The organism is Brevibacillus humidisoli, from assembly GCF_020923435.1.
GTDB lineage: Bacteria > Bacillota > Bacilli > Brevibacillales > Brevibacillaceae > Brevibacillus_E > Brevibacillus_E humidisoli.
In genome coordinates this window covers 3,589,169-3,615,743 of the sequence record NZ_CP087263.1, presented here as the reverse complement: position 1 = coordinate 3,615,743, position 26,575 = coordinate 3,589,169, and the positions used below count along the sequence as shown (strand labels likewise).

Genomic DNA, 26,575 nt, shown 5'->3' with positions numbered 1-26,575 from the left:
GACGTCAACAATATGTACTGTATGTAGTGCATGCCCCTCTCTAAATGATAGCCGGATTTATCGCTATTAATCAAATCACTAACTAATCAAATCACTAACTAATCAGAAAAATCTCTCGAACAATTTCCAAATATTCCACACATCCCCATTTCCCTATGGTAAAATAGCACCAAATTACAAAATCTGATAAGCCATGACAAACGGAACAGGAGCCGTTTCAATGCGATTCAAACTAACCCTTCATTCCGAGTGCGGGACCATAGAACTACCCGTGCACTACAATCACATGATTCAGGCGGCGATCTACCGCAACCTGAGCCCGGAGTTTGCATCCTTCCTGCACAATCAGGGATATGTAATCGATAAGAGGAGATTCCCCTTGTTTGTGTTCTCACGCATGATCGGTTCCTACACTTATGTCCCATCCCAGAAAATACTCCGCTTCCAAGCTCCGGCCTATCTATTCATCTCCTCTCCTGTCAGTCAGTTTATCCATGATATGGCCCAGATTTTTTTGCGAGACGGAATCCAGCTTGGAAGGCAGCAGTTACGGGTAACAGAGGTGGAAACGTCCTCTATCAACGTTGAACAGGATGAAATCAAGGTACAGACGTTGTCCCCTGTAGTGGCCTACTCCACTCTCTTGCGGCCTGATGGCAGGAAGTATACCTTGTACTTTCCTCCAAGAACAAGTGACTTCAAAAGAATCGTCTCGGAGAACCTGGTACGCAAGGCCAAACTGATATACGGAGAGGAGACAGAGTTCGAGCCAATCGACATCCAAGAGATTGGAACCCACAAAAAGCATGTCACCTTTTACAAATCAACCGTGATTGAAGCATACAGTGGGAGGTTTCACTTACGAGGTGATCAGAGGTTGTTGCAGACGGCAGTGGATACAGGTCTAGGAAGCAAGAATTCGATGGGCTTTGGGATGGTAAGAGTGTGCTAGCCGCATACGAGACTCCTTAGGATTTTCATGAACTTCCTTCTATAGTATTTCGGGAGGTGATCTAGTGAATTTACCGCAGCTAACGGCGAAGATCGGCCAAGCAGCCAAACAAGAGATTGGTGATTCTAGTGAATTGGCTATGCTGGTAAAACCGCTAAATGTCGATGGAGATCATGCGTACATTCTTTTTATGACCATAGATGTAGACAATCAAGAAATTCGTTTTGAAGAACCGATACCATACTCTGAAAGCGCTCCTTACCAGTATCATTACTTTGGTAATAACTCGGCCGCTGGAATGCAGTATTACGTTACTCGTGAAGCCAACTCTGCTCATTATTTGTTAAAGTCGGTGTTTAGCGATTTGTATCTAGTGCTCAAAAAGCACGATCTTCTCGAAAATGAGTTAGGTGCCTTACTTGCGGAAATGAACCAGAAGAAAGTGATTCATCTTGGCAATAAAAAAGGAACAGGTACGGTCAATCTTGGGATGATTAAAGGGCTATTAAGTGCCTGGATTGACGAGAAAAACAATATTGTCGTCGATGGAACGACCAGAAAGGCAGAAGACTTTTTACGCTATGTCCTGCAATGGGAGAACAAAGATGACACCTTTGCTTTGGTTGTTCCGAGAGTCATTTATAATCAGAAAACGATTATCCTTGCCCAGCACCCCGATTATGTAGCTGTTACGAAAAAAGAACAAAATCTTGAAGGGACAAGCAATAATAAGGCTGAGAAGTTTTGTTATATCTGTCATAACAAAAGCGCAGATGTGTCTAGCGAATTAACAACCAAACTCAGTCGGTCGGGAATTAACAAAATATTTGCCACCACTACTTTTAATTACGCCAAGAACATCGACAAAAAGCACTATGACGATAGCTATGCTATTTGCAGTACGTGCTTTCAGGATCTGCTCTTTGGCGAAAAAAAGGTGACAGGAAGTTTTTCTGCTCGCATTGCTGGTGAGAGAGCGTTTATTCTTCCCGAAGGACTGCTGGATGATTTCAATTATAACCAATTGACTGCATTAAAGCAGGGAGCAGACTTATTTTTTAAGAAAGGCTTGGCGCAAGAACTGGACGATCAACTGGAAACTGCAATGGATGATTTTACAAATGCAGAAGCGTATGTGATCCATTTCTTCATTTATCGCACGGATGGTAATTCGGTTACCGTGTTGAAAACGATTGAAGACGTTCCCACGATGCACATCGTTCGGATTTTATATACATTGGGAAAACAAGTGGAAAAGCTCTCCCCCCATATCCGTTCGATGTCACTGAATACCATTTACCGCATGATCCCGGTTCGGACCAACAAATCTGGCGATCAGTTGGATATTCAACGTGTTCTTTCTATTTACCAATCGTTGTTTTCCAAAACGACGATTGAAACCAATGTCCTGTTCGGATATGCAGCCGAGGCGATAGAGAAAGGCTTCAGAGAAATTCGAAAGAAGCAAGGTAGCCAATTCACCAATCTTGGCTGGCAGTCCTTTGTTCCCGATCAAGAAGATTTTTATTTCAAGAGACTAACGATGAGCTACCTCTGTCTGCTGCAAACCTGCCAGGAATTGAGCATCTTGGATCGGGATGTATTTCAAAACCGGGGAGTGATGAAGGTGGATTTATCTGGAATGAGCAAGAACGTTCAAGAGATTGAAGCTTTTCTCGAAGCTCAGTCGTTTGACAGCATGCCGCGAGCTTTATTCTATGTTGGCGTACTGCTGCGAAGTGTTGCACAGGCGCAGTATCAAAAAAAGCATAAAACCAAACCGATACTGAACAAGCTATCATTTCAAGGAATGAATCAGCGTGAGGTAGTCTGGCTTTATCAAGCAGTAATAGAGAAACTTCATCAATATGACAAGATGACAATGGAAAATGAGCAGTATATCAAAATGTTTAACCATTACTTCGGTACTATCGACGAATCGAAGGCACTCACCGATCAAGCGCATCTGTTTTATATCATGGCAGGATATGCATTCCACCCTCCAAAGTCATCCGATCATGAAGGTGATGCCAACACACAATCGATGGATGAAGGTAACATGGCAGTAACCTCTGAATAAATCATTTTCAGTAGAAGGAGTGAATACCGTGATCATTAACAATAACAGCGATTTTCTGTTTGCTTTTGAGGCGAACATGAGTAATCCCAACGGTGATCCGGATCAGGAAAACAAGCCAAGGATGGATTATGAAACGAAGACAGCATTGGTTAGCGATGCTCGTCGTAAAAGAGATTGTCGCAACTTCTTTAAAGCCAAGGGGATGCCCATCTTCGTCGATACATTGCGTGAACAGAAAGTAACGATGGAAAAAATGCTGGAACATTACCGTAATCAGTGGCTGACGGATGACCAAAAGATGATGGCACTCTTTGATGAGAACGCCGAATTAAAAGAGCTTTGGGAAAAGTTGTCCAAAAAAAGCAAGAAGACGACGTATCTGGATGTATACCAGGACAAGGACTTCCAGAAGGATAAAAAGGAGTTCGGGCTGTTCAACAATTTGTTTATAACCCAACTGATTCAAAAGGAATTGATCGATATCCGCCTGTTTGGCAGTGCGATGGCAGTAGACAATGTATCTCGAACATTTACAGGACCTGTTCAAATAACTTGGGGATACAGCATGCACCCCGTTGATTTGGTAAAGTCCAATACGATCTCATCGATTATGAACGAGGACAACTCCACCTTCGGTAAAAAACATAAATTGCATTATGGCCTGTTCATGCATTCAGGAACGATTAACAAATTAAGTGCTAGATTGACAGGCATGACTGAACAGGATCGGGAGCTATTCCGCGCTTCGTTGGTTCAGGGGATGCTGATGAATCAAACGGATAGCAAGCAAGGGCAGACTCCTTTGTTTTATTTGGAAATCCAATATACCCCTTCTTTTGACGGATTCCTGGGTGACTTACGCCGCTTTCTGAAAGTGGGGTGCAACGAACAACAACCCATTCGTTCTTTTTCTGATTTAAGCCTTGACGACAGTGAGCTAGTTGAAGCGGTGCAGTATATGAAACAAGCAGGTTATATTGACCGAGTGGTAGGCTGGTTTCATCCTGTCTTAAAGGTGAGCAACATTCTTCGTGTGGACATTGATCAAATGGTTGACTTATGGGCACCCGTAGAGCTTGCCGGGATCGACCGATGAAAATTCTCAATTTCCATATCCGGGGGAAAATGGCGCACTTCCGGCGATACTATTCCAATTCCTCAGCGCTATCCTATTCCATACCACCACGAACCACTATCATCGGATTCATAGCCGGATTATTAGGATATGAGAGAGACAGCTATTACGATGAATTTGCCCCTGCTCAATGTTCTGTTGCTGTAGGAATACAAAGCCCGCAGAAGAAGAATATTCAAACTGTTAGTTTGCTCATGATCAAAAGCACCAATGATCTGAATGGGTCGCAACCATTTCACAGCCAAACGCCGACAGAAATCATCACACCTGTTCATCTTCGTCATGGTTTTTTGGACTATGAGGTATGGTTTCATCACCAAAACCAGCGCATTATGGATAACTTATATGCCCAGCTCAGACTAAAATATGGTTATTTGACGCGGGGGGTATCAGCAGCGCTCGGAACGGCTCAGCATGTAGGGTGGGTTGAGGATGGAAAGGTGTTGGAGGGAGAAGAAGAGGGGCAAGCGGAAGCATTTATCCACTCCGTCATCCCTGTTTCAAACATTAGTAAACTAAATCTGGTCAATCATGAATACGAGCTGCATTTACAGAAGGAAGATATGCCGATTCATTTCCATAATGATCGAACAATCGCCAGCAAAGGCAACTTTATGATCAATGCTTCGGCATCCCCCGTCCATGCAACAGTGCATCGCGCTGTTCGATTGTCTGATGAAAGGATTATTACTTGGATGGAGGCGTAGCATGATGTCGCATAACCAACCATACTACTCTCATTACGATAAAAGAACTGGAAAGACCAAGCAATTGGAAGTACATCTGCAAGAGGTGGCAGAGGCGGCACGGAACAGTGTGCCGCCTTTTCTGCACTTTGATGTGGTGAACAGTGAACAAATCCAAAGACTGTTAGAATTGCAGGGGTATTTTCACGATCTCGGAAAGTATACGGATTATTTTCAGAATTATCTTGTGTACGACCGCCGCTCCAATTACCAGAATCACGCCCATGTATCGGCAGTATTGTTTTACCGCTATATGATAGATGGATTTGCTGATGTAGGTATTGATGAGAGGATGAAAGACATCCTGTACTTCCTGTTTTATGTGATGATTCGAAAGCACCATAACAAACTCTCTACAGATGGCCTTTTTCATCTGGAAGATTTGCCTACCATGCAATCAGAAATAGCCGAGCAGACCAAAAATTTGCACGCAAAAGGGAAAATTCTATCGCAGGTCTATGGGATTTCTGAACAGGATATTCAGAGGCTCTTGCGAAATGCAGAGAGTACTCTTGAAGACAAAAAATTTATGCGGAGCGTGAAAAGAATACAGATGCACCATGCGCATGAGCGATGGTATTTTTTGATGATCTATTGCTTCTCCCAATTAGTAGACAAAGATAAATCAAGCGCAGCGGATCTGGTGAAGCGAGACCGATCCATGTTACATCCGCAGTTGGTTTCAGAGTACATACAGGTTAAAAATCAGAACCAGAACTCTGAGATCAACGATGCCCGTGAGCGAGCACGCCGCACGGTGCTGTCTCAGATTGACAGGATTAGCGATCAGGATCTTCACACCATACGGATATGTACATTGACCGCACCGACCGGTATTGGTAAAACATTAACTTCTTTACAGGCCGCCCTACGTTTAAATGAGCGGTTGTGCCAAAAATATGGATACGCTCCAAAAATCATAACGGCGATACCGTTTATCAACATTATTGAGCAGACAAAACAGGATTACGCCGAAGTGTTGAAAAATCGGGGCATTTTAAACATTCATCATCGTTTGTCGGACAAACGATTAGTGGAGTACGGTAGTAAGGACCGAGAGATACCCATTGAAAAATCGATGCTTGAGGTGGAATCTTGGGAAGGCGATGTGGTGCTGACAACATTTGTTCAATTGTTCCAATCTTTATTGACAGGGAATAACGCCAAGCTGAAAAAAATAAATAAGTTGGCCGGCAGTATTGTGATTTTAGATGAAGTGCAGTCGATCCCGGAAAAATACATGCCGCTGGTCGGTGCTATCATCATCAAAATGGCGGATTATTTTGGTACTCGTTTTATCCTGATGTCCGCCACCCAGCCATTTCTATTGGAAATGGGACAAAGGTTGTTAGAGCACGTGAATAGAAAGCTGCCCACCTGTATACACGAAACAACCGATCAACCTGGTGTAATTCAACTGCTGCCAGATTATGCGGAGTACTATAAGCTTGAGACCCGAACCAAACTGATTCCTTCTTTTCACCAGATTTATACCACCGATACGTTTCTTGATTTCTTTCAGCAAACATGGGAAGACAGATCGGCTGTTGTGGTGGTGAATACGATTAATCGTTGTGTTGCTCTATATCAAAGTATGAAAGAAAGGTTAGAGGGTCAGGCGACCGTCTATCATCTTTCCACAAACTTGATTCCCAAAGAACGTAAACGAGTGATCAGTGAAGTGAAGAGCCGTTTGCAAAGCGGTGAGGCAGTCGTACTAATCTCAACGCAGACGATTGAAGCGGGCGTAGATCTGGATTTTGCTGTAGGTTACAGGGATCTTGCTCCACTAGAGTCCATCATTCAAACGGCAGGACGAGTGAATCGTAATGCTAACAGGAAAGATAGGGACGGGAAGACTCTTGCATGTCCCGTATATGTCGTCCAACTGGAAAAGGATCATCAATGGATCTATCAACTGCATCATTTGGATCGTACGAAAAAATTGTTGCAGCAGCATGAAGAAATCAACGAACCGGATTATCTGGAAATGATCGATACTTATTATCGGCAGATGGCCGATTACCTCTCCCAAGAATCGATTGAATTATGGAAAGACGGGGTGATGTCTTTACATTTCGAGAAGATCTCACAATTTCAACTGATTCCTGATGACCAAAGTGTTGTAGAAGTGTTCGTAGAGTTGGATGAAGAGGCGGAAAGGTTAGCAGATGTATACCAAATGATTCGATCAGTTTCTGAACTGGACATTCCCTTTATATCAGATGTTATTGGGGAAAGTATACCAATTGGTGGTGATCAGCGGTTATCACCTTATCAGCGTAAAGCACTGATTGATTTACTTCTCAGTCGGATGAGCGAATATATGGTGCAGATTCGTTATTCGAGATTTCAACAGACAAAACCACTACCATTCTCAATTAGAGGAGGCGTAGAGTCTTCCTTCTATTGGGTTCCTCGTAACCAGATCGAAGATTATTATCACCTGGAGGTCGGTTATGGAGAAGTAGAGGAAGCTAGAATGTGGTGACGTTTTAGGAGGTGTGATTGGGTGGAGTTTGTAATGGATGTCACCGGTACCCACATCTGGTACTATTTCATCTGTAAACGCGAAGTATGGCTCATCGCACACAACATTGCCGCCGATCAGGATGACGAGAATATGGATATCGGCCGTTTTATCAATGAACAGACGTACCAGAGAAATAAACAGGAGGTTCTGATAGGCAACATAAAGGTGGATAGAGTCCGTAGAGAGGACGGACAGCTAGTGATTGGTGAAGTTAAGAAGTCCTCTCGTTATCTTGAAAGCTCCCGGTATCAATTGTTGTATTACCTTCAAACATTGAAAAAAATGGGCATTGTGGCACGCGGGGAACTCCTTTTTCCTGAAGAAAAGAGGAGAGAAACAGTTGAATTGACATCGGAAGCAGAGCGGCAATTGGACCGGGCCGTAGAAGAAATTCGCATCATTGCACGCCATCCAGTTCCGCCACTCCCTGAAAAAATAAGCTTTTGCCGCAACTGCGCTTATCGGGAATACTGTTGGGCGGAGGGTTGAGCGATGAAGAAAACACTCTATATCTTCAAGAGCGGTGAGTTGCGCCGCAAGGACAATAGTCTTTATTTTGAAAGCGAGGAACGTAAAAAGTATATTCCCATTGAGGATACCAATGACATCTACATCTTTGGTGAAGTAGACGTATCCAAGCGATTCCTGGAGTTCGTCTCACAGAAGGAAGTGTGCCTTCATTATTTCAATCATTATGGTTATTATGTTGGTTCGTTTTACCCTCGTGAACATCAGAACGCCGGTCATGTGGTGATGAAGCAGGCGGAGCATTACATAGATAGCGACAAGCGAATGACGTTAGCGCGAAAGTTTGTTCATGGTTCCATCGGACAGATGAGCCAGGTTTTGAAATACTACACTGGCAGAGTTGGATCTGGGACGGGAGTGCTGACTCAGTTGCTCGCACAGTTTAAGGATACAGCCAAGCCTTTAGCCGATGCAGGATCAATCGAAGAAATCATGGCGGTTGAGGGTCACGCCCGAGAGAAGTATTACAGCGCGTTCGACTATATCATAGGCAATCCTGATTTTCCGTTTGAGAAAAGAAGTAAAAGACCGCCTCTTAACCGCCTAAATGCGTTAATCAGTTTTGGCAACTCAATCTGTTATACGATGGTGCTAAGTGAAGTATACAAAACGTATTTAGACCCTCGGATCGGGTACTTGCATTCAACCAACTTCCGCAGATTTTCCCTCAACCTAGACGTAGCAGAAATCTTTAAGCCGATTGTAGTGGACCGATTGATATTCACCTTGATCAACAAGAAAATGCTGACCAAGAAAGACTTCGACAAACATATTGACGGGATTACTCTCTCTGAATCGGGTAAGAAGACCTTCATAAGTGAACTTGATAAGCGAATGCAGACGACGGTTAATCACCGGCATTTGGGTAAATCTGTTTCTTATCGCCGTATGATTCGACTGGAGCTTTACAAGATTCAAAAACACATTTTGGGAGAAAAAGAGTACGTGCCCTATCAATCACTGTGGTGAGGGGAGGTATTAGAATTGTTTGTCATTCTCGTCTACGATTTTGCGGAAAAGCGGGTAGGTAAGGCACTAAAAATTGCGAGAAAATATTTACACTGGGTTCAAAACTCTGTATTGGAAGGGGAAATCTCCAAAGCTAATTTTGTCAAACTCAAAGCAGAATTGAAGATGTTAATGGACCCAGAGGAAGATTCAGTTATTTTCTATACATTTCGCTCCACTAAATACACTTCTCGTGAAGAATTTGGTTTGAAGAAGGGCGGAGATGAGAATATATTGTGAGTTCGTGTACGTTTTTGTCGTCGATCCCCAGTAGCGTAGAAAACCCGGGGGATCGACGACAAGAAGGGATTTGGGAGATAACAGCAGGAAATGTGCAATATTGAATGAGATGGGGATGTAATTAAAGTTTTGCTGCTAATGGTATTCTTAAGAGAGCAGTGTAGTGGAGTAGGGCAGATTATTATTTTATCGACCTTTTTTGGGGTTTGTATCGTACCTATGAGGAATTGAAACTTTCTTGATCCAGTCGAATGACTGGGTTTTCTTTTTAGTTTGTATCGTACCTATGAGGAATTGAAACCCAATCGGTGGATGAAAACAAGAACGCAGCGCAGAGTTTGTATCGTACCTATGAGGAATTGAAACACGTTTTCTTTCCACATGGCGTAACGCTTTCCAAGCAGGTTTGTATCGTACCTATGAGGAATTGAAACTTGCCACCCGATCATTTGGTCCCATGTTTTCAACCGTAGTTTGTATCGTACCTATGAGGAATTGAAACGTTTCTCGATCAGTTGGTTGATTCGATCTATTGCTCGTTTGTATCGTACCTATGAGGAATTGAAACTCCCTATCCCACAGTTCCACCTTGTATCGTTTTTTTGGTTTGTATCGTACCTATGAGGAATTGAAACTGACCAATGTCATGACCAATCCGTTGACCAATCCTAGTTTGTATCGTACCTATGAGGAATTGAAACTTCGACAAAACCTTTACAATATGTTCCCTTTTTGTTCGCGTTTGTATCGTACCTATGAGGAATTGAAACAAAACTATCGAGTATCTTAGCGCGTTGTTTGGAGTGCTTTGTATCGTACCTATGAGGAATTGAAACGCTTGCGATAACCCCTCTGAAATGAACCCCATTTCGTGGTTTGTATCGTACCTATGAGGAATTGAAACACCTTTCCGCTTCTTCTTCCTCGCTCAGCTCTCTTGGTTTGTATCGTACCTATGAGGAATTGAAACATTTGCGTTTCATCGTTTCAACCTCTCCCAAACCATGTTTGTATCGTACCTATGAGGAATTGAAACCAATCTGTTCCCATCTTGCAACACGTTCGATCTCATCTGTTTGTATCGTACCTATGAGGAATTGAAACTCCATGTTGTCACTCCAGGGCGTAAAATGTACAATGGGGTTTGTATCGTACCTATGAGGAATTGAAACCACTCCTCGCAAGCCGGTTGATTATGCCTCATTTTTGTGTTTGTATCGTACCTATGAGGAATTGAAACTCCTCGACAAGCACGTACTCCAACTCCCCAAATGAGTTTGTATCGTACCTATGAGGAATTGAAACAGTTGTTCCTCCATGATTGCCAATGTGTAGTCGATCTTGTTTGTATCGTACCTATGAGGAATTGAAACCTCTATTCATCCGGCAACCCTCCCCTCATGAATCTGGTTTGTATCGTACCTATGAGGAATTGAAACTGATAATTGTTGAATGGTTTGTAGTAAGGGAGTACAAAGTTTGTATCGTACCTATGAGGAATTGAAACCCGTTGTAGTGGAAGGTGGTTCGGACCAAGACGTTGGTTTGTATCGTACCTATGAGGAATTGAAACCGGTACTATCGCGAGGTGCTCAAGGCACTATTCGCTGGTTTGTATCGTACCTATGAGGAATTGAAACTGAACTGATGCCTCCACGTACAAATAAGGCTTGCAGGGCGTTTGTATCGTACCTATGAGGAATTGAAACTTAAGGCAGCCTTTGACCTCACAAACTAGCAGCTTTGTTTGTATCGTACCTATGAGGAATTGAAACTTGGAATAAGGAAATCTCATAGGAAGTAATTAAATGAGTTTGTATCGTACCTATGAGGAATTGAAACTCCCTAATCATCAACCAAACCGTCTGAAATTCAGTAGCGTTTGTATCGTACCTATGAGGAATTGAAACCTTCTCCGGGTTGGCCAGGATTCCCAGGGCCGCTAGGAGTTTGTATCGTACCTATGAGGAATTGAAACTCGTGATTGTCATTATTGGAGCGATAGGTTCAAGAGGGGTGTTGATCGTACCTATGAGGAATTGAAACTCGCTGCCAATGTTCTTCATTGTAACAGTCACTATGACGTGTTGATCGTACCTATGAGGAATTGAAACTTGGATTCACTGCGAGTATGCGCGAAAGCAGTGGGGAGTGTTGATCGTACCTATGAGGAATTGAAACTTTCGTCGGCGATGAACCACCCGACGTCCAGCCGCGAGGTGTTGATCGTACCTATGAGGAATTGAAACTACAAAGAACCTGCCGTCCGTGTAGTAGTTCAAGGTCCGGTGTTGATCGTACCTATGAGGAATTGAAACAGCACATCCCATTCCGCATCATACCCGACTTCATCGTGTTGATCGTACCTATGAGGAATTGAAACGGCAAACGATTGAAAGAAGCGAGACGGGTGCTTGCCGGTGGTGTTGATCGTACCTATGAGGAATTTACTTAATCATCCTTCCCACCTATACAACCCCCCCTCCAAATGCTATCATTATCAATAACAATAACAAAAGGAGTGACCCCCCATCAAAGACCCCAAAGCCGAAATACTCCTACACCCCATCCGCCTCCGCCTCATCCAGGCGATGCAGGATGGCCGACCAATCACAGCTCGTCAACTAGCCGAACGGTTGCCTGATATACCGCAAGCCAGCCTATACCGCCACCTCAACAAGCTGTCTGAGAGCGGCATCCTGACCGTCGTCAGCGAGCAGCAGATTCGCGGTGCCACGGAAAAGACGTATGTGCTTCACTATCACAATGCCAACCTGACGGCGGAGGAATTGAAACACGCGACCCGGGAGGATCACCTACGGTACTTTATGACGTTTCTCGCTTCGCTCCAGCAGCAGTATGAGCAGTATTTGAGCCAAGACACGTTCGACCTGCAGGCAGATGGGGTAGGGTACCGACAGTTTGGCCTGTACCTGACAGACGAGGAATTCACCAGATTTACAGAGGAGATCCGCGACGTGATTCAACGCGCTGCGGCAAACGAGCCTTCTCCGGATCGACGTCGCCGTCTCTTCACGACCATTCTCTATCCAGACGCAGTGAATACGCCTGCGATCGCTCCTGGAGACGGGAGAGAAGATAGCAAGGAGTCGGCAAGAAATAGACGGAAAGAAACGTAAAAACGCATGAGCTTCATGTAAAAACCATAGAGATTGTTGTGCTTGATGTCGGAACGATAGAACTTGATGTAAGAACCATAGAGCCGGATGCAAGATCCGTAGAAATGCAAGAACATAGAGCCAGATGCAAAAAACGCAGAGCCAGATGCAAAAAACGCAGAGCCAAATGCAACAACCCCAGAGCTTGATCACACATATGGAGGCGAAGTACGATGACAGCATCTTCATCTGAAAGGTCGGCATCTGGAACGTCGGCGCGGTCTACCCATCATCCGTCCCGTTCCTTTTACGCCTGCATTCCTTTATTTGTCGCTGTACCTATTGTGATTGGGCTGATCTTTACATCGGCTGGCATCCCCATCATCTGGTCAGCGTTCGGACTAGGCGCGCTGGGCTGGTGGATCGCGCTGCTGCTTCGCGGGCCGCTTGCGCTGAGCCTGAAAAGGCGGCCCAAAGAATCAGCCCAGCTAATCATCGGCCTAAGCTCCGGTCCGTTCGAGGAAGCAGTTCGTTGGATTATCCTCCTGCTCACGGCTCAATCCCTCCCTTGGGCTGCTTCCCTCGGCCAGGGATGGGCGGCAATCGAAGTGTTATTCACGATCGTCAACGGCATCGTCCTCACCCAACTGCTCCGTCGGGACGATGACAAGTCACGCGAAGTGAAGGCTATTCTGGAAGCACAGGGACAGCTGCACGCAAGTCCTTTGTGGGGAGTGATCGAGCGCATCTTCGCCAGCTGCTTCCATATAGGCGCTACCCTGCTGGTCGCTGCCAACCCACTGTTGGTGCTGGTGATGATCCCTGCCCACAGCCTGCTAAACTTTGCAGCCGCTTCCCTGATGCGTCGATCACTCATCCTGGCTGAGTTGATGGTGGCCGTGATCGGCGGAGCCACGCTTAGTCTCGGACTGCTCGCTTTTTCCTGAATCTGTTCAAATGACATCAGTGACTGCTGGTTATTCTACTCTACCTACTTTCTTGTGACCACTGATGTGAGAAGTTAGGATTGTACCTTGCCTTTGAGGTGTAGAAATAAGACCCTCTCTTGCGTCACACTGGAGTGACACCAACAGTCAATATCATACATAATATTCCAAAATAAGGTTGACAAAAATAGATGCAGTGGATTAAATTTTAAGTATAATTTGAAAGGGGATGAATACATGAAATAATTGTAGTCACTGCCTCCAAAATCATCCTCTGCCTCAGGATCCTGCCACTCTGCCTCTGAAGTTATGTAAATAGTGGCGCCGTCATCTGTGTTTGAAATATCTTGAGACACCAGATTCGAATCAAACACAAAATCGAAGTAATATGGAATAGATTCCGCTTGAATACGAATACTGTTCCCATTACCATCAACGGGTGTTGCATATTCAATCTTATCTGTATCAATTACATATTTGGCAGCCTCTTCTTCACTTACTTCAAACATTTTGATTTTTTGGGCTTCTTGCTTCCCAGAATCTTGGGCAGACACCATAGTTGTCAACGAACTTACCAAACACTATATGGGTCAGGCTATAGCAAAACAGTTAGGTATGTTCCAGACGGGACAACACAGATTGGAACGTTCACTAATGTTCCTGAAGGAGAAATCTATTTTTACATGAGCAAGCATCGTACTACTTGGTCTAAATATCTAGATGGAAAAGAGGTATTTGATGGTGATATAGAAGGAGACGGAGATGTAGATAACTAAAAACCGTAAATGTTTATAACATAAATATAGATAGGTAAAGCCTCTCTTTAAACAGGAATAAAAGAGAGGCTATCTTTTGAGATTCATGCAAATGTAAATTATTTTGCTTGTTTGGTTGAGATAACTTTCGAGGAGGCTCACTTCATGCTTCGCAAAATCTTCCTGATGCTCTTCGCGGTATACATCTGTCTCCTGCTGTACGTAACGCTGTTTTCCCATCCACCTTATGGCTACGGGATGTATACCATCAAATGGAATCCGACCATCCTTGCGATCTTCACCAGTGATGAACCCCTTGCGTTCAAACTTCGCAACGTGGGCGGCAACGTGCTGCTGTTTATGCCATTTGGCTGGCTGTTTCCATTTGTATGGGGCCGCTTCCACAAGACGTCTGTCCTGCTCACCATAGCAGCAGGTCTGTCCGCATCGCTGGCCATCGAAGCAACCCAGTTGGTCACCTCCATTGGCATTTTTGACATCGACGACGTCATCTTAAACTTGCTTGGAGTGGTTCTGGGATTGCTCTGTCTGTTGCCGTTTGTACGTATTTTTGGATTGCGTCAAGAGACCAAGTCTGTCTCAGGCGATCAGTCGTAATCCAGGCCTGCCGCACCCATCGTCACCTCACCCGCTGCATGTCAACCCCTGTCCCACACAAAAATAGGCGCGCCCTTTGCCCTGACCCAAAATAAGATTGAATAAGGATAACTACACTACAACGAAGTCGGGTGAGACTATGGGAAATGTGTTGGGAGTCATGACCAATCGGTTGACAAACCGTGCCCTTTTCCAAGCGTTCGAGACCGTTGCCAGGGAGGAGGGGTTTGACGATGTGCTGATCTTTACTCCAGCGGGCGTAGACGTAAAGCGGAAGCGGGTGAGTGGCTATACGGTACGGAATGGAGAGTTGGTGAAAAAAGCGGCGGGTTACCCTTCGATTTCCTATGACATCGGGTACTACAGCAGCCCACAGACCATCGCCCAGGTACGGAAGATAAAAAGTACGCCTTCTCTGCCCTTCATCAACTATGGCTTGGGCAACAAGTGGGCAATTCACAAACGATTGGCAATCTTCTCCAGGCTTCGTCCGCATCTCATCCCTACCGAACCGATCCGCAATGCGCGACAAGTCATACAATTACTGGAGAAGAATGGCACACTGATGCTCAAACCGATCAACGGTAAAGAAGGGAAGGGGATTATTCGCCTGAGCAAGGTGGGAAACACCTACCTGTTGGAAAAGGAATTGCAAAAAGTCGTCGTCCCCTCTGCCACCGACCTCTCCAAGCGGATTCGCACCTTGTTACACAAAGAGCAGTATATCGGGCAAAAGTGGATTGACATCTACAACCAGGACGGGAAGGCGTACGATATCCGCTCTCTGATGCAAAAAGACAAGCAAGGCGAATGGCGGTTGGTTGGCATGGCTGTACGTCAGGGAGCCAGCGGCAAGGTGACGTCCAACCTGATGGACGGCGGTACTGCCTATCCGGTAATTCCTTACTTGCAGGCCCAGTTTGGACGAAAACACAGCCGACATCTGTATCAGCGCCTGGAAGAGCTGTCGTTGTATATCCCGCCTTGTCTGGAAGCAGCCTATCGCCGACCGCAGGCCGATCTTGGCATTGATCTGGCCGTCGATAAGACCGGTCATATCTACATCATCGAGGTTAACATCAAACCGGGCAAACTGCCGTTTCGAGATGTGTTTGCGATTGGGAACCGGGAGGATGCGATTCGCCTGCCCGTGCAATACGCCGGTTACTGTTTGCGCAGCGGCAAACAAGGAAAGACGCCAAAAGCGCTTCTTGCTGCAGTCAATTCCGTCAAGTTGGAAGATGAAGCCGTTCCAACTCCTGCTATCTCCAGCGACTCTCTCGTCGAGGAGGAGAAACCGAAGTAACTCCGTTGAGGTAAGTTCTGCTAAGGTAACTCCATATGGGCGTCTAAAGGGACTAAGCTCCGCCAATCTACTCCCGTATCCATCTGGTACGGGAGTGTTTATTTTTCGCCGGGATAATGCCCCATCCAGATTCGCATACTAAGGGAAAATTTTGCGTCCTGCCACCGACAAGAGTTGGTCGTTGCTGACGAGCGACGGCAGAGGTCGGCAGTTCTCCAGACGAAAGGAAGGGAGCAAGGTATGAGACAAATGCGGAAATGGCTTGTCCTCGTCACCGCTGTGGTACTTCTGGTTGGCTGTGGTCAGGGGAATGTCGGCCCCCAGACGCAGCAAGCCCCGCGGCAGGAAGGAGCAGAAGGCCAGACATTAACGACTGATCGGATGGATCGGCAGGCGAGACTGCAGCAGCAGGCACAGGGGCAGCGTCAGAGACAACAGAATCAGCTGGCTCAGCAGATGAGGAGGACTCCCGACCTGGCCGGGGGCAAGGAACGAAACGTGCGCGAACCGCACCCGATGACACTCGCCGATTTACATAGAAAGTATCCGACTACCTTCCGACTGAGTGGTGCCCCTGTGAAACGCCAGGTTGCCCTTACCTTTGATGACGGGCCCGATGTGGTTTTCACCCCAAGGGTATTGGACGTGCTCAAAAAGCACAATGTAAAAGCCACCTTTTTCTTAGTGGGCAAACGCGTAGAAGCCCACCCCGAGGTGGTAAAACGGATGGTCAGGGAAGGGCATGAGGTGGGGAATCATTCCTATAGCCACGCTAACTTGCCAAAGCTGAAACCACATCCGTTTCACGTGGAGGTTTTGCGTACCCAGGATGTGATCGCCCGCCATAGTGGATATCGCCCCAAGTTTATCCGCCCGCCGTATGGGGCGATAGAGGAAGAGCAGATCAAGTGGTTGGCTAGTCAAGGCTTTACGATGGTCAATTGGAACGTCGACTCGCTTGACTGGAAGGGATTAAGCGCAGACCAGGTTGCCGACAACGTCTTGAGCAATGTCGCGCAGGGAGCGATTATTCTGCAGCACAGCGCCGGGGGGCACGGCGAAGATCTGAGCGGAACGATCGATGCCCTGCCCAAGATCATCGAGAAGTTGAAGGCGGACGGAGTCTCCTTTGTGACGGTATCCCAATTATTAGAACTGCCGAAAGGGTTTCGGTCTGGGCCCCCCAACGGGTCGCCTCTAACGCGTTGATTCAGTCGTTGGGATCCTGCGCCTCCCATCTTTCCAGTCAGGCAGATTGGTCAGTACCACACCCGCGATGACCAGTACCGTCCCTGCCGCACTGAGTGGATAAATCGGCTCACCCAGCACCAGGTATCCGACAACCAGGGCGATCACGGGGGAGACGTACAGCCAGGTGGAGGGAAACAGTGGGTTGGTACGTTTGATCAGCCAGTAGTAGAGACCGGACGCCAGAGAACCGAACAGGATCAGGTAGAGAAGCGATCCAATCGCGGTGGGAGTAGCGGCCGAAGGCAATGGCTCAGGCTCCCAAATCAGTGAGAGAAGCAGCAAACCCAGACTGCCGAAAAACATCTGAAATCCGTTCATGGCCATCGGTGTAATCCCTTGGGAGAGCAGCCGTTTGGAGAAGATTGCTCCCCAGGCATAGGCTACTTCCGACAGCAAGATAACGGCAGCGGAGAGAATCCAGGCAGCGGAGACGCCGATGTCCAGATTGGGCAGTACGACCAGATACAGGCCGAACATAGCCAGCAAGATTCCCAACCACTGCAGGGCAGCCGACCGTTTTCGTTCCAGCAGCAGACCGAATAGGAACACACTGATCGGACCAAATGCCGTCAGGAGTGCTGCAAATCCAGAGGAGATATGTTGTTCTCCCCAGTAGAGCGCCGCAAACGGCAGGAACGTCATGCAGATGCCGAGGCGAATCAAATCAACGTAAGCCCTTTTGCTTCGCGGAAGGGCCGCTTTAACGGCCAATAGGCAGCCGATAACCAGCAGTCCAGCAGCAGCAAAGCGAATCCCGGCGAAGAAAAACGGGGCGAATCCTTCCATCATCCCCAGTTTGATCGCAAGAAACGTCGTTCCGTAGATCAAGCACATCAGCAAGTAGGCGGAAATCGTCATGCCATAGCCTCCTTCACCTGTTTGGTGTTATAATCTGTTTGGCTAGAATATAGCGGAAAACAGACTATAACAGTCAATTACAGACTATAACACTAGGGGGAGGAATAGCATGGCGATCCATCTCGACCGTCGCTCCAGTGTGCCGCTCGTCAGACAGTTGTATCAGGAGATGGCTGATCGGATTCGCTCCGGCTTGCTGGAAGAAGGAGCGCCGCTGCCGTCGATTCGCCAGCTCTCACAACAGGCGAGGGTCAGCTTTATGACAGTCGTACAGGCGTATGAACTGCTGGAGCAGGAGGGTTTGATCACCCGTGTGCATGGCAGAGGGACCTATGTGGGAAGAAAAGAGCGGCATGATGCCGTCGAGGAGCGCCCTGTCTCCGGGTTGGACTGGCAGCTTGCGATCACCGATTATCTGCCGAGGGCCCAGTTCTGGAGGCAGCTGCAATATGCGAGGCCTGATACCGCGATCTCCTTGGCGACGACTACCCTCTCGCCTGAACTGGTGCTGCAGCTGGATTGGACCAAGACGATTCAGCAGATTGTCGGTGACGACCCTTCTGTCTTGTTTGCCTATAGTCCGGTACAGGGAGATCCGGCCCTTCGGGAAGCGGCAGCGGCCTATCTGCGTGCTTTTGGATTGCAACTGGTGCCGGAAGAGCTGCTTGTGATGAACGGTGCTCAGCAAGGGATTGACCAGGTTGCCCGCTGTTTTGTGGGGCCAGGAGATATCGTGGTCACCGAGGCTCCTACCTACAGTGCTGCCATCGATGTGTTTCGCGGGCGGGGAGCGACGATCCGGACTATCCCGGTCGATGAAGAAGGCATGCGCGTCGATCTGCTTGCCCCATTGCTTGATCGAGAGCCGCCCAAGCTGATCTACACGGTGCCTACCTATCAGAATCCGACAGGCGTGGTGATGAGCGCGCGCAGACGGGCTCAACTGCTCGATCTGGCTGAGAGCTGTCACTGTCTGATCCTGGAGGATGATCCATGGGGTGAGCTAACCTATAGCGGCGAGATCCCACCTACGATCAAAAGCATGGATCGGCACGGACATGTCATCTATCTGAAAGGGTTCAGCAAGATGCTGGCACCCGGCTGCAGGGTGGCGGTATTGGCTGCCTCTGGCACGGTGCTTACGCGGCTGACGGCGGCCAAAACGCTCGCCGATCTGGGAAGTCCGCTGCTGACTCAGCGGGTTGTCGCCGCTTTGCTGAGCTCACCCAAGATGAGCAAGTATCTCAAACAGCTACAGGTAAAGCTGCACAGACGACGCAATCTGGTACTCACCCTGCTTGAGCAGCACGCTCCACAGGGGATTAGCTGGACCGTGCCGCAGGGAGGAAGCAACATCTGGATCACGCTTCCCACGTGGTTGTCGGCGGACGAACTGATCTTTCCGGCTGGGCAGCGGCAGATCGATTTTATGCCGGGGTCCATCTGTTATCCGGGCGAACCGGAAGCCCACCATCTACGGATTAGCTTCTCTTTTGCGGAAGAGAAGAAGCTGGCAGAAGGGATCGTCGAACTATGCAAGCTGTTTTCAGCGGAGATCGAACAACAGTCTCACACAGGCAAACTGCCAACGATCTGAGGCGGAAGAATGCTCCAACGCCCGCACCGCCACCAACCGACTCCTCACTTGCTTTAGGAGCTGCTGCTGGACCTCTCTAAACACAAGGAACCCGCCATCAAAGGCGGGCTCCAGTTGTTCCATGTTCCCTTGTCCATGTTCCCTTTTCCATGTTCCCTTTTCCGTGTTCCTATGCTATTCACCGCTTATCCCCTACAACGCCACGGACAAATGCCTCCAATCTGGTCACATCCGTGATGTTCTTGTTGCAAACATCGCTGTTGATGCACATGTAGTTGCCAATGGCCTTGTAGTAATCAGGCGAAGCGTTAACCGGCTTCGATTTCGTGATCGCCGAAAACAACGCAACCTCCTCGGGCCGATTGCACAAAAAGCAGGCGTTTTTCTTATTCAGCGGGGTATATGTTCCTTCAACACCGACGAGCTGTCCGTCTAGATGATAGACGAGGAACATTTTGTTCGTCGCGATGTCGGTCCAGCCCAGATAGGTGAGAGAGCGGTAATCGATATCGGTGAGGTTTGGAACCTTCAGCTTTTTGTTTTTGGGAAAGAGCTTTTTGAGCTGCTTTTGCGTGACTGGCGCAAACTCCTCCAGATAAGGTTCCAATGAACGTACGTACTGATGGAAGTCTCCAGCCGTACGTAGCGTCTCAATCTCCTCCACTATCCGATCATGAAGCTCCATCGCATCCGGCAACGACTCCATGATTTGAGTTTGCACGCTGTATCGTACCGACTCGACCACTTTCGGATCGGAGATGGTATTGCAGGCATGCTGCAGCAGTCCGATCTGCTTCTTGATCAAGTTAAACTGGTGGTTTCTAATAAATGGTTTGACCATTGTTTTTCAGCCCCTTCTTTTATATGAAAGAAAAACAAGGTGCAAAGCCCATTATTAGAAACGATATTCAGCTCTCCCGGGGCGACAAATGGTAACAAGAACTGTCAGCCCCATGCAAAGTATCGCCCCAATATCAGGCTTTGCATGGGCTGCTACTTAATCTGGCAAAATCATTTGCCATCTCTACCGACCTCCCCTTTACCGACCATTATAAAAGGAATGGAACTCGAACAGCAACCTTTCGTGGCAAGGGGATCATGGCTGAGAAAAGCTAAAAAAAAGTGCTTAAGCAAGATGCTTAAGCGCAAGCGCTCAAAAGTAGGTACTCAAACGCTCGTCTTCTCTGAGATTCGTATAAAACTGTTTATATATCCTTGATGCATGCCTTCGTGGATCAGACTGAAGTTGAGAATCTCGCCGATGGTTTTGAATTCCACACCGTCTCTGAAGACGAATGGTTTGCGAGCCGCGTCGCTCAACCGACCGGAGAACGTCTCTCGAATGCGTGACGTCTGCTGGTCCAGCAGCGAGCGCAACGACTCCAGATCAGGGGCAGTCGTCTGCCAGTCGGCAGGTTTGGTGCCGCGGCCAAACATGCGGAAGTACTCGTCGGTCAAGCCGAGCTGCTCACCGGTGAGGCGGAACATCAGAAACTCTTGTATCACCAAGATATGACCCAGATGCCAGCGAATGTTGTTCCGGGATCCAGCGGGGATCAGATCGGCCAACTCCTCTGTGACGTCAGAGACTGAGTGAAGCGTCATCTTGCGAACGAGATTCATTTGAAAAAACAGCATTTCCTCTGTCATCTCAAACATGCCTCCTTTTTTAGGCACTTCTCCCTCATCGTACCATAATGGAACGATTCACTCAATTCGCACAAAAGGGTTTGTGTGCTCATAGATCGAAAGGCCTGGTTCCAAAATCCTCATTTTGATTCTTCTGGTGCAAATTTCCTCTATTTGCTGATATGATTTTCTATTGTTGAGTCATTTTTTGTCGGGAAGGAGAAGGACATGAAAAAAGAAAGATGGTTGGGACTTATTATCCTCGTACTCAGTTTGTCGCTGTTCGGCTGCGGCCAGGCGACAGAGACGTCAACCGATGCTACAGCAAAACAGGAGCAAGGAGAGACTGCGAAAGCAGACCAGAAACAAACCGAGCAAGCGGAGCAGTCTGCCGGGGAAGAGGGGGAACAGGAAGCGGCAGAAGCGGAACTGCCGGGAGAACCAGTCGAGTTTGAAGTGGTCTCCACAGCGAGTGAAGACGCTCCGGAAGACCAGGGGAATCTGGACGTGCGCCTGGAGGGGGAGATTACCGTCAACGGAAAAAACTTGATCATCAAGGGGCAGTCGAACTTGCTCCCAGGGACGGAAATCTCTAACGATGTCAATGTCAAAGGGTATAATGTATGGGGGTACAATGAAGAAACTGAAGTAGCTGGCGACGGTAGTTTTGAACTGGAGATCAAAAAACCTGATGTGAAGAATACAATCCAGGTGGAGCTCTACTTCAAGCCCGAATTCCAGAGTGAGCGGATTAAAAAGGCCTACGGCGAAAACGGAGAGAAGTTGACTGGCCCATACGTCTATCAATACCTCGACTCGGATGAAATCAAGTACAAGGCAGCCGCCTATGCCTATGTCGATCCGGAGGCGGCCGACGGTACCAAGGTGGCCTTTGAGACACCAAAGTGGGACAAACCGGATGATTACGGTCAGCCGACGATCTGGATCAAGCCGACCGTGTCCAAGGATGAGAAGCATCTCTATGTCACCGCTAAAAGCAATCTGCTGGAAGGCACCGAGGTAAAGGCCAATATCGACATACCAGATCATTGGCACTATGGGTACACCGACAATACGCAGGTGAACCCTGACGGTTCGTTTATGCTGCAGATTGAACATCCCAAAGACGTAGAAATGTACTACTTCCTGATCCAGTTTGTACCCGATGATGACATGTGGCCGACGGTCACGGAAGCCTACGGGGCCAAAGGAGAGAAGTTGAAAGGCGACCTGGTCAAAGTGAAGGATACCAATGACGAGACCGTCAATATGATTGAAATGAAGGTAAAGATTACGCCATAGCCATAGCCATAACCACATCCCGCACCAGTCGTCGGCAGGTGCGGGATGTTTGGCAACAGCGGAAAGATCGGTTCAGCGTCGGCTGATGCCGTTCATCAGAATATCCACGGTGAGTGCGACTTGTTCTTCTTCCGGCAGGAGGGCGTACTCTTCTCTGCCTATGGCGTACTTGAATACGACAGTGCCTACCAGCAGGGAGAAAATAACCCGTACGATCACTTCCGGCGGCAGCGGGCGCAGTTCACCTGCGTCGATTTTTTGTTCGACGAACTCTTTGACGATCCCGAGCGCTTCGCGGGCGACGGCATCGATCAGGGCCTCGCGCAGTTCCTCGTGAAAAAAGACTTCCTGGATCAGGATGCGAAAATGCTTTTCATTTGTCTGCAAGAGCGAGAGACGGTTCTTGAACAACTCGCTGGCGACATCGGCGAACGATTTTTGTACTTGTGTTTTTAGAATCTCCCGAATGTCCGACAGGATGAAGGGGGCGGCGATTTTGACGATCACCGGGGCGACGGCTGCGATCAGGATATCTTTCTTTGTCTTGTAGTGACGGAAGATCGTCCCCTCCGCCACCCCCGCCTCCTTGGCGATCTCGCTGGTCGAAGTAGCATGAAACCCCTTGCCGGCAAACAGCTTGATCGCCGCTTCCAGGATGCTCCGCTGCTTCTCGGTCATCTTGTCTTCGTGCTTCATCTCCTCGATAAACGCCTGCAGGCGGTCTTCAAAACGTTGGTCGCTCATCGGCCGTCCATGTTCCTTTCTATATTCGGATCAACACCTGTGTTACTCGATCTGCTTGCGGAATCGCAGGATCGCGAGGGTAATGATCAACACGCAAAAGATCATCATGCCCAGTGTGTCCTGCCATAGGGCGGTGAGATCCACCCCTTTGAGAAAAATCCCGCGCAGAATCTCGAGGAAGTAGGTGAGAGGGACAAGTCCTCCCAACCATTTTATCAAAAACGGCATCGTCTCGCGCGGGAACATAAACCCGGACAGCAGTACGCTTGGCAGGATAAAGGCAAAAGCGACCTGCATCGCCTGCAGTTGGGTGTTGGCAACCGTCGAGATAAAGATGCCCAGCGTCAGAGTGGTAATCAGGAACAGAATGGACAGGATGACGAGCAGTGGCAGGCTCCCTTTGATCGGGACACCGAACCAGAATGTTCCCAACAGCAAGACAATGCAAAAAGAAAACGAGCCGACGAATACATAAGGCGTGATCTTGCCGAGCAGCAATTCCAGCGGTCGAATCGGTGTGACGACCAGCTGTTCCATCGTGCCACGTTCCTTCTCGCGAACGAGTGAAAAGGCGGTCAAGATCATCGTCACATTTTGCATGATAATCCCGATCAACCCTGGCACGTTAAAGACGATGCTTTTCATGTCAGGATTAAACAGGACGCGAGACTCCACGGTGAGCGGCAGTTCCAGCTCGCCCAATCCTTCTCGTTGCAGCTTCCGCTCCTGGATCGAGATGGCCTGGTTCTGTACGATCAATTGAGCATTGCTTGCAGCGGTACGGGCAATGTTGGGATCGGAACCGTCAATCAGCAGCTGCACGGAGACGGGCAGATCATTGTCCCGCTTGTTGGCGTAATCGGGCGGGATGACGATGCCGACCCGCGCGCTGCCGCTGTCGATCATCCCCTCCAGTTCGTCATATCCAGAGACGTACGAGACCACCTGAAATACTTCCGTATTGGTAAAGTGGCGCACCAATTCCCGACTGTCGGGCGATTTGCTTTGATCCCAGATGGCCGTCGCGAGTTGGTCGACATCCGTATTGACCGCGTATCCAAATAAAAACAGCATCATCAACGGCATCACCAGGGCAATGCCCAGACTGGGTTTGTCCCGCTTGATCTGGATGATCTCTTTTTTGACGATGGCCAGGTAGCGTGAGAGGCTGAATCGTTTCATTGGACTCGCCCCGTTTCGCCGACGGAGGTTCCGTTCCGTTTCTTCGCTTCTGCCTCGTGCACCAGTGCGATAAAAACGTCTTCCAGATTGGCTGCGCTCATCCGTTCAATCAACTGGCGCGGCGTGCCTTGGGCAAGCAAATCTCCGAAGAAGATAAAGCCGATCTCGTCACAGGTCTCCGCTTCGTCCATGTAATGGGTACTGACCAGGACGGTCATCCCCTGTTCAGCCAGACGGTGGATCACGTCCCAGAAAACACGGCGGGAGACCGGGTCAACCCCTGCCGTCGGCTCGTCGAGGATCAGCAGCTCCGGTTGATGCAATAGAGCGCAGGAGAGAGCCAGTCGCTGCTTCCAACCTCCAGAGAGCGAGCCTGCCAACTGATTCTCCCGTCCTTCCAGTCCGGCCATCGCGATCAGTTCTGCCTTCCGCTCCCGCAGGCGTGATCCAGTGATGCCGTAGATCCCCGCATAAAAGTCTAGGTTCTCCTCAACCGTCAAATCTTCGTACAAGCTGAACCGCTGCGACATATAGCCGATGCGCTGCTTAATCTCCTCACTCTCTTTGGTGATGTCAAAGCCGAGCACGGTGCCGGAGCCGGAGGTAGGCAGCAGCAAACCGCACAGCATGCGGATCGTGGTGGATTTGCCGGAGCCGTTTGGCCCGAGAAAGCCAAAGATAGACCCTTTGCGGATCGATAGGGTCAGGTTGTTCACGACCACATGCTGCTGAAACTTCTTGGTCAGGTTTTCACACTGAATCACATCGTTCATCGGGACTCCTCCCCCTCCGAGAGCGAGACGTCAGCAGGCATGCCCGGTTTCAGTTTGTCAAACCCGTTCTGCAGCTGAATAGTAACGGCGAAAACCAGCTTGGTGCGCTCTTCTTTGGTCTGCACGTTTTTCGGTGTGAACTCCGCTTTGTCGGCGATCGCGCTGATCATCCCGGTAAACTGTTCGCCGGGGTAGGCGTCAACCTGGACGCTGACCTGTTGGCCGACTGATACCATGCCCAGGTCTGCTTCCGGAATGTAAACCGTAAGCTCAAGTTTCTCTTTTTTCATCATCGTAAACAGGGTGGCTCCGGCCTTCACCACTTCCCCTTCTGTGATGTTGCTGCGCAGCAGGATGCCGTCCGCGGGTGCGATGAGGGTTGTCTTTTGCAGCTGCAGTTTGGCCGCCTCCAGTTTGGCGCGTGCCTGTTTTTCCGCCGCCAGCAGTGCTTTGATCGTGTAGCCGGTACTGCCTTCACGGAGCAAATCCAACTGGGCGGAAGCGTGATCTTCCTGAGACTGGGCTGCTGCCAATTGGGCCGTGGCTGCCTCTACCTCGTTTTCGGCGCTGATTGCCTGAGAACGGCTGGCGGAGACTTGCGCAGTCAATTGGTCCACCTGTGTCTGTGCCTGATTAACGGCTTCTTGCTGGGTCTCCACATCGCGATTGGTGGCTGCACCCTGTTCAAAGAGCTGCGTCGTTTCCTGCAATCGTGATTGGTGATAGGCAAGCGTGCGCTTTGCTCCTTCCAACTGAGCCTGGACTTGCTGCAGCTGCTCTTGAGCACGTGTCACCTGTGCTTTGGCTTGCCGCAGTCGGGCTTCTGCTTGCTGGACAGTGGCCTGAGACTGTTGGACGGACGCCGCTGCCTGCTGCAGTGTCTGGTTGCGTGTACCCGCTTTGGCTTCTTCCAGTTTGGCGGTTGCCTGAGCCAACAGCGCTTCCGCTTCCTCTACCTGCAGCCGAAAGGTACGGTCATCGATCGTGGCTATTTCCTCTCCTTGCTGCAAGCTGGCTCCTTCGTCTACTGCGATGGAGCGAACCATGCCGCCAACCTCTGCTACGATTGGCAGTTCATCCGCTTCAATCGTACCGGAGAGCGTCGTATCTTCCTGTCCGTACAGGGAGCAGGATGTCAGAAGAAACATGGATAAGGAAAGGGTGGTGAGCAGGGCGCGATTTCGCATGGATCAATCCCCCTTCAATTTTTAGAGTGAGTAATCACTCACTTTTCGATTTATTATACCTTCCCCATGTGCATTCTGACTATCC

General features: G+C 48.5%; 23 protein-coding genes and 1 CRISPR repeat array. Of the genes, 15 read left to right on the top strand and 8 right to left on the bottom strand.

Annotated elements, in window-relative coordinates; genetic code table 11:
• The first annotated feature begins 220 nt into the window (after positions 1-220).
• The 10 genes from cas6 (at position 221) to LOK74_RS17620 (ending at position 13,288) form a co-directional block, all read left to right on the top strand.
• Positions 221-952, top strand: a complete 732-nt coding sequence (cas6, locus tag LOK74_RS17665; protein WP_230043327.1) for a CRISPR-associated endoribonuclease Cas6 — start codon at positions 221-223, stop codon at positions 950-952.
• A 64-nt stretch (positions 953-1,016) separates the two neighbouring features.
• Complete coding sequence (locus tag LOK74_RS17660) at positions 1,017-3,032, top strand: TM1802 family CRISPR-associated protein (protein WP_230043326.1); 2,016 nt, start codon at positions 1,017-1,019, stop codon at positions 3,030-3,032.
• 28 nt (positions 3,033-3,060) lie between these two features.
• On the top strand, positions 3,061-4,128 hold the full coding sequence (locus LOK74_RS17655) for a CRISPR-associated protein (protein ID WP_230043325.1): 1,068 nt from the start codon (positions 3,061-3,063) through the stop codon (positions 4,126-4,128).
• A complete protein-coding gene (gene cas5, locus LOK74_RS17650; RefSeq protein ID WP_230043324.1) occupies positions 4,125-4,874 on the top strand; it encodes a CRISPR-associated protein Cas5 in 750 nt (249 codons plus the stop codon). The genes LOK74_RS17655 and cas5 overlap by 4 nt, the downstream gene beginning before the upstream one ends.
• 1 nt (position 4,875) lies before the next feature.
• Positions 4,876-7,404: a CRISPR-associated helicase Cas3' gene (gene cas3 / locus LOK74_RS17645; protein ID WP_230043323.1), complete on the top strand. Its 2,529-nt coding sequence runs from the start codon at positions 4,876-4,878 to the stop codon at positions 7,402-7,404.
• Between the two features lie 33 nt (positions 7,405-7,437).
• Complete coding sequence (cas4, locus tag LOK74_RS17640; protein WP_230043322.1) at positions 7,438-7,935, top strand: CRISPR-associated protein Cas4; 498 nt, start codon at positions 7,438-7,440, stop codon at positions 7,933-7,935.
• A gap of 3 nt (positions 7,936-7,938) precedes the next feature.
• The gene (gene cas1b, locus LOK74_RS17635) at positions 7,939-8,943 is read left to right on the top strand and encodes a type I-B CRISPR-associated endonuclease Cas1b (protein WP_230043321.1); all 1,005 of its coding nucleotides are present in this window, start codon (positions 7,939-7,941) and stop codon (positions 8,941-8,943) included.
• 15 nt (positions 8,944-8,958) lie between these two features.
• Positions 8,959-9,222 (top strand): CRISPR-associated endonuclease Cas2, encoded by a 264-nt coding sequence (gene cas2 / locus LOK74_RS17630; RefSeq protein WP_230043320.1) that lies wholly within the window; start codon positions 8,959-8,961, stop codon positions 9,220-9,222.
• Between the two features lie 204 nt (positions 9,223-9,426).
• A CRISPR array of direct repeats spans positions 9,427-11,605; the repeat unit is 30 nt; unit sequence GTTTGTATCGTACCTATGAGGAATTGAAAC.
• A 208-nt stretch (positions 11,606-11,813) separates the two neighbouring features.
• Positions 11,814-12,362 carry a helix-turn-helix domain-containing protein gene (locus LOK74_RS17625; RefSeq protein WP_230043319.1) on the top strand — a complete coding sequence of 183 codons (549 nt, stop codon included), beginning with the start codon at positions 11,814-11,816 and terminating at the stop codon, positions 12,360-12,362.
• Between the two features lie 212 nt (positions 12,363-12,574).
• A complete protein-coding gene (locus LOK74_RS17620) occupies positions 12,575-13,288 on the top strand; it encodes a YhfC family glutamic-type intramembrane protease (protein ID WP_230043318.1) in 714 nt (237 codons plus the stop codon).
• 74 nt (positions 13,289-13,362) lie between these two features.
• Here the strand turns inward: LOK74_RS17620 and LOK74_RS17615 are convergent, their stop codons facing one another.
• On the bottom strand, positions 13,363-13,854 hold the full coding sequence (locus tag LOK74_RS17615) for a hypothetical protein (protein ID WP_230043317.1): 492 nt from the start codon (positions 13,852-13,854) through the stop codon (positions 13,363-13,365).
• Positions 13,855-14,208: 354 nt separating this feature from the next.
• Between LOK74_RS17615 and LOK74_RS17610 the strand changes: the two genes are divergently transcribed.
• The 3 genes from LOK74_RS17610 to LOK74_RS17600 all read left to right on the top strand — a co-directional run bounded on the left by LOK74_RS17610 (position 14,209) and on the right by LOK74_RS17600 (position 17,176).
• Positions 14,209-14,661, top strand: coding sequence for a VanZ family protein (locus tag LOK74_RS17610; protein ID WP_230043316.1), 453 nt, complete (start codon positions 14,209-14,211; stop codon positions 14,659-14,661).
• Positions 14,662-14,800: 139 nt separating this feature from the next.
• Positions 14,801-15,967 carry a YheC/YheD family endospore coat-associated protein gene (locus LOK74_RS17605; protein ID WP_230043315.1) on the top strand — a complete coding sequence of 389 codons (1,167 nt, stop codon included), beginning with the start codon at positions 14,801-14,803 and terminating at the stop codon, positions 15,965-15,967.
• 240 nt (positions 15,968-16,207) lie between these two features.
• A complete protein-coding gene (locus tag LOK74_RS17600) occupies positions 16,208-17,176 on the top strand; it encodes a polysaccharide deacetylase family protein (RefSeq protein WP_230043314.1) in 969 nt (322 codons plus the stop codon).
• Here LOK74_RS17600 and LOK74_RS17595 read toward each other — a convergent pair.
• Positions 17,165-18,076, bottom strand: coding sequence for a DMT family transporter (locus tag LOK74_RS17595; RefSeq protein WP_230043313.1), 912 nt, complete (start codon positions 18,074-18,076; stop codon positions 17,165-17,167). The two genes, LOK74_RS17600 and LOK74_RS17595, sit on opposite strands and share 12 nt — an antisense overlap.
• Before the next feature lie 109 nt (positions 18,077-18,185).
• On the opposite strand from LOK74_RS17595, the gene pdxR reads away from it, so the two are divergent.
• The gene (pdxR, locus tag LOK74_RS17590; protein WP_230043312.1) at positions 18,186-19,673 is read left to right on the top strand and encodes a MocR-like pyridoxine biosynthesis transcription factor PdxR; all 1,488 of its coding nucleotides are present in this window, start codon (positions 18,186-18,188) and stop codon (positions 19,671-19,673) included.
• Positions 19,674-19,851: 178 nt separating this feature from the next.
• Here the strand turns inward: pdxR and LOK74_RS17585 are convergent, their stop codons facing one another.
• Together LOK74_RS17585 and LOK74_RS17580 are read right to left on the bottom strand one after the other, a co-directional pair.
• Complete coding sequence (locus LOK74_RS17585) at positions 19,852-20,514, bottom strand: FusB/FusC family EF-G-binding protein (protein WP_230043311.1); 663 nt, start codon at positions 20,512-20,514, stop codon at positions 19,852-19,854.
• A 326-nt stretch (positions 20,515-20,840) separates the two neighbouring features.
• Complete coding sequence (locus LOK74_RS17580; RefSeq protein WP_230043310.1) at positions 20,841-21,323, bottom strand: DinB family protein; 483 nt, start codon at positions 21,321-21,323, stop codon at positions 20,841-20,843.
• Between the two features lie 207 nt (positions 21,324-21,530).
• Between LOK74_RS17580 and LOK74_RS17575 the strand changes: the two genes are divergently transcribed.
• Entirely contained in the window at positions 21,531-22,604 is a 1,074-nt protein-coding gene (locus LOK74_RS17575) for a hypothetical protein (RefSeq protein WP_230043309.1), read from the top strand.
• A gap of 72 nt (positions 22,605-22,676) precedes the next feature.
• On the opposite strand, the gene LOK74_RS17570 is transcribed toward LOK74_RS17575, so the two are convergent.
• From LOK74_RS17570 to LOK74_RS17555, 4 genes are read right to left on the bottom strand one after another with little or no spacing between them, the layout of a single operon-like run.
• Positions 22,677-23,348 (bottom strand): TetR/AcrR family transcriptional regulator, encoded by a 672-nt coding sequence (locus LOK74_RS17570; RefSeq protein ID WP_230043308.1) that lies wholly within the window; start codon positions 23,346-23,348, stop codon positions 22,677-22,679.
• A 42-nt stretch (positions 23,349-23,390) separates the two neighbouring features.
• Entirely contained in the window at positions 23,391-24,530 is a 1,140-nt protein-coding gene (locus LOK74_RS17565) for an ABC transporter permease (RefSeq protein ID WP_230043307.1), read from the bottom strand.
• Complete coding sequence (locus LOK74_RS17560; RefSeq protein WP_230043306.1) at positions 24,527-25,303, bottom strand: ABC transporter ATP-binding protein; 777 nt, start codon at positions 25,301-25,303, stop codon at positions 24,527-24,529. The genes LOK74_RS17565 and LOK74_RS17560 overlap by 4 nt, the downstream gene beginning before the upstream one ends.
• Positions 25,300-26,490 (bottom strand): HlyD family secretion protein, encoded by a 1,191-nt coding sequence (locus LOK74_RS17555; protein WP_230043305.1) that lies wholly within the window; start codon positions 26,488-26,490, stop codon positions 25,300-25,302. Before LOK74_RS17555 ends, LOK74_RS17560 begins: the two co-directional genes overlap by 4 nt.
• Positions 26,491-26,575: the final 85 nt, after the last annotated feature.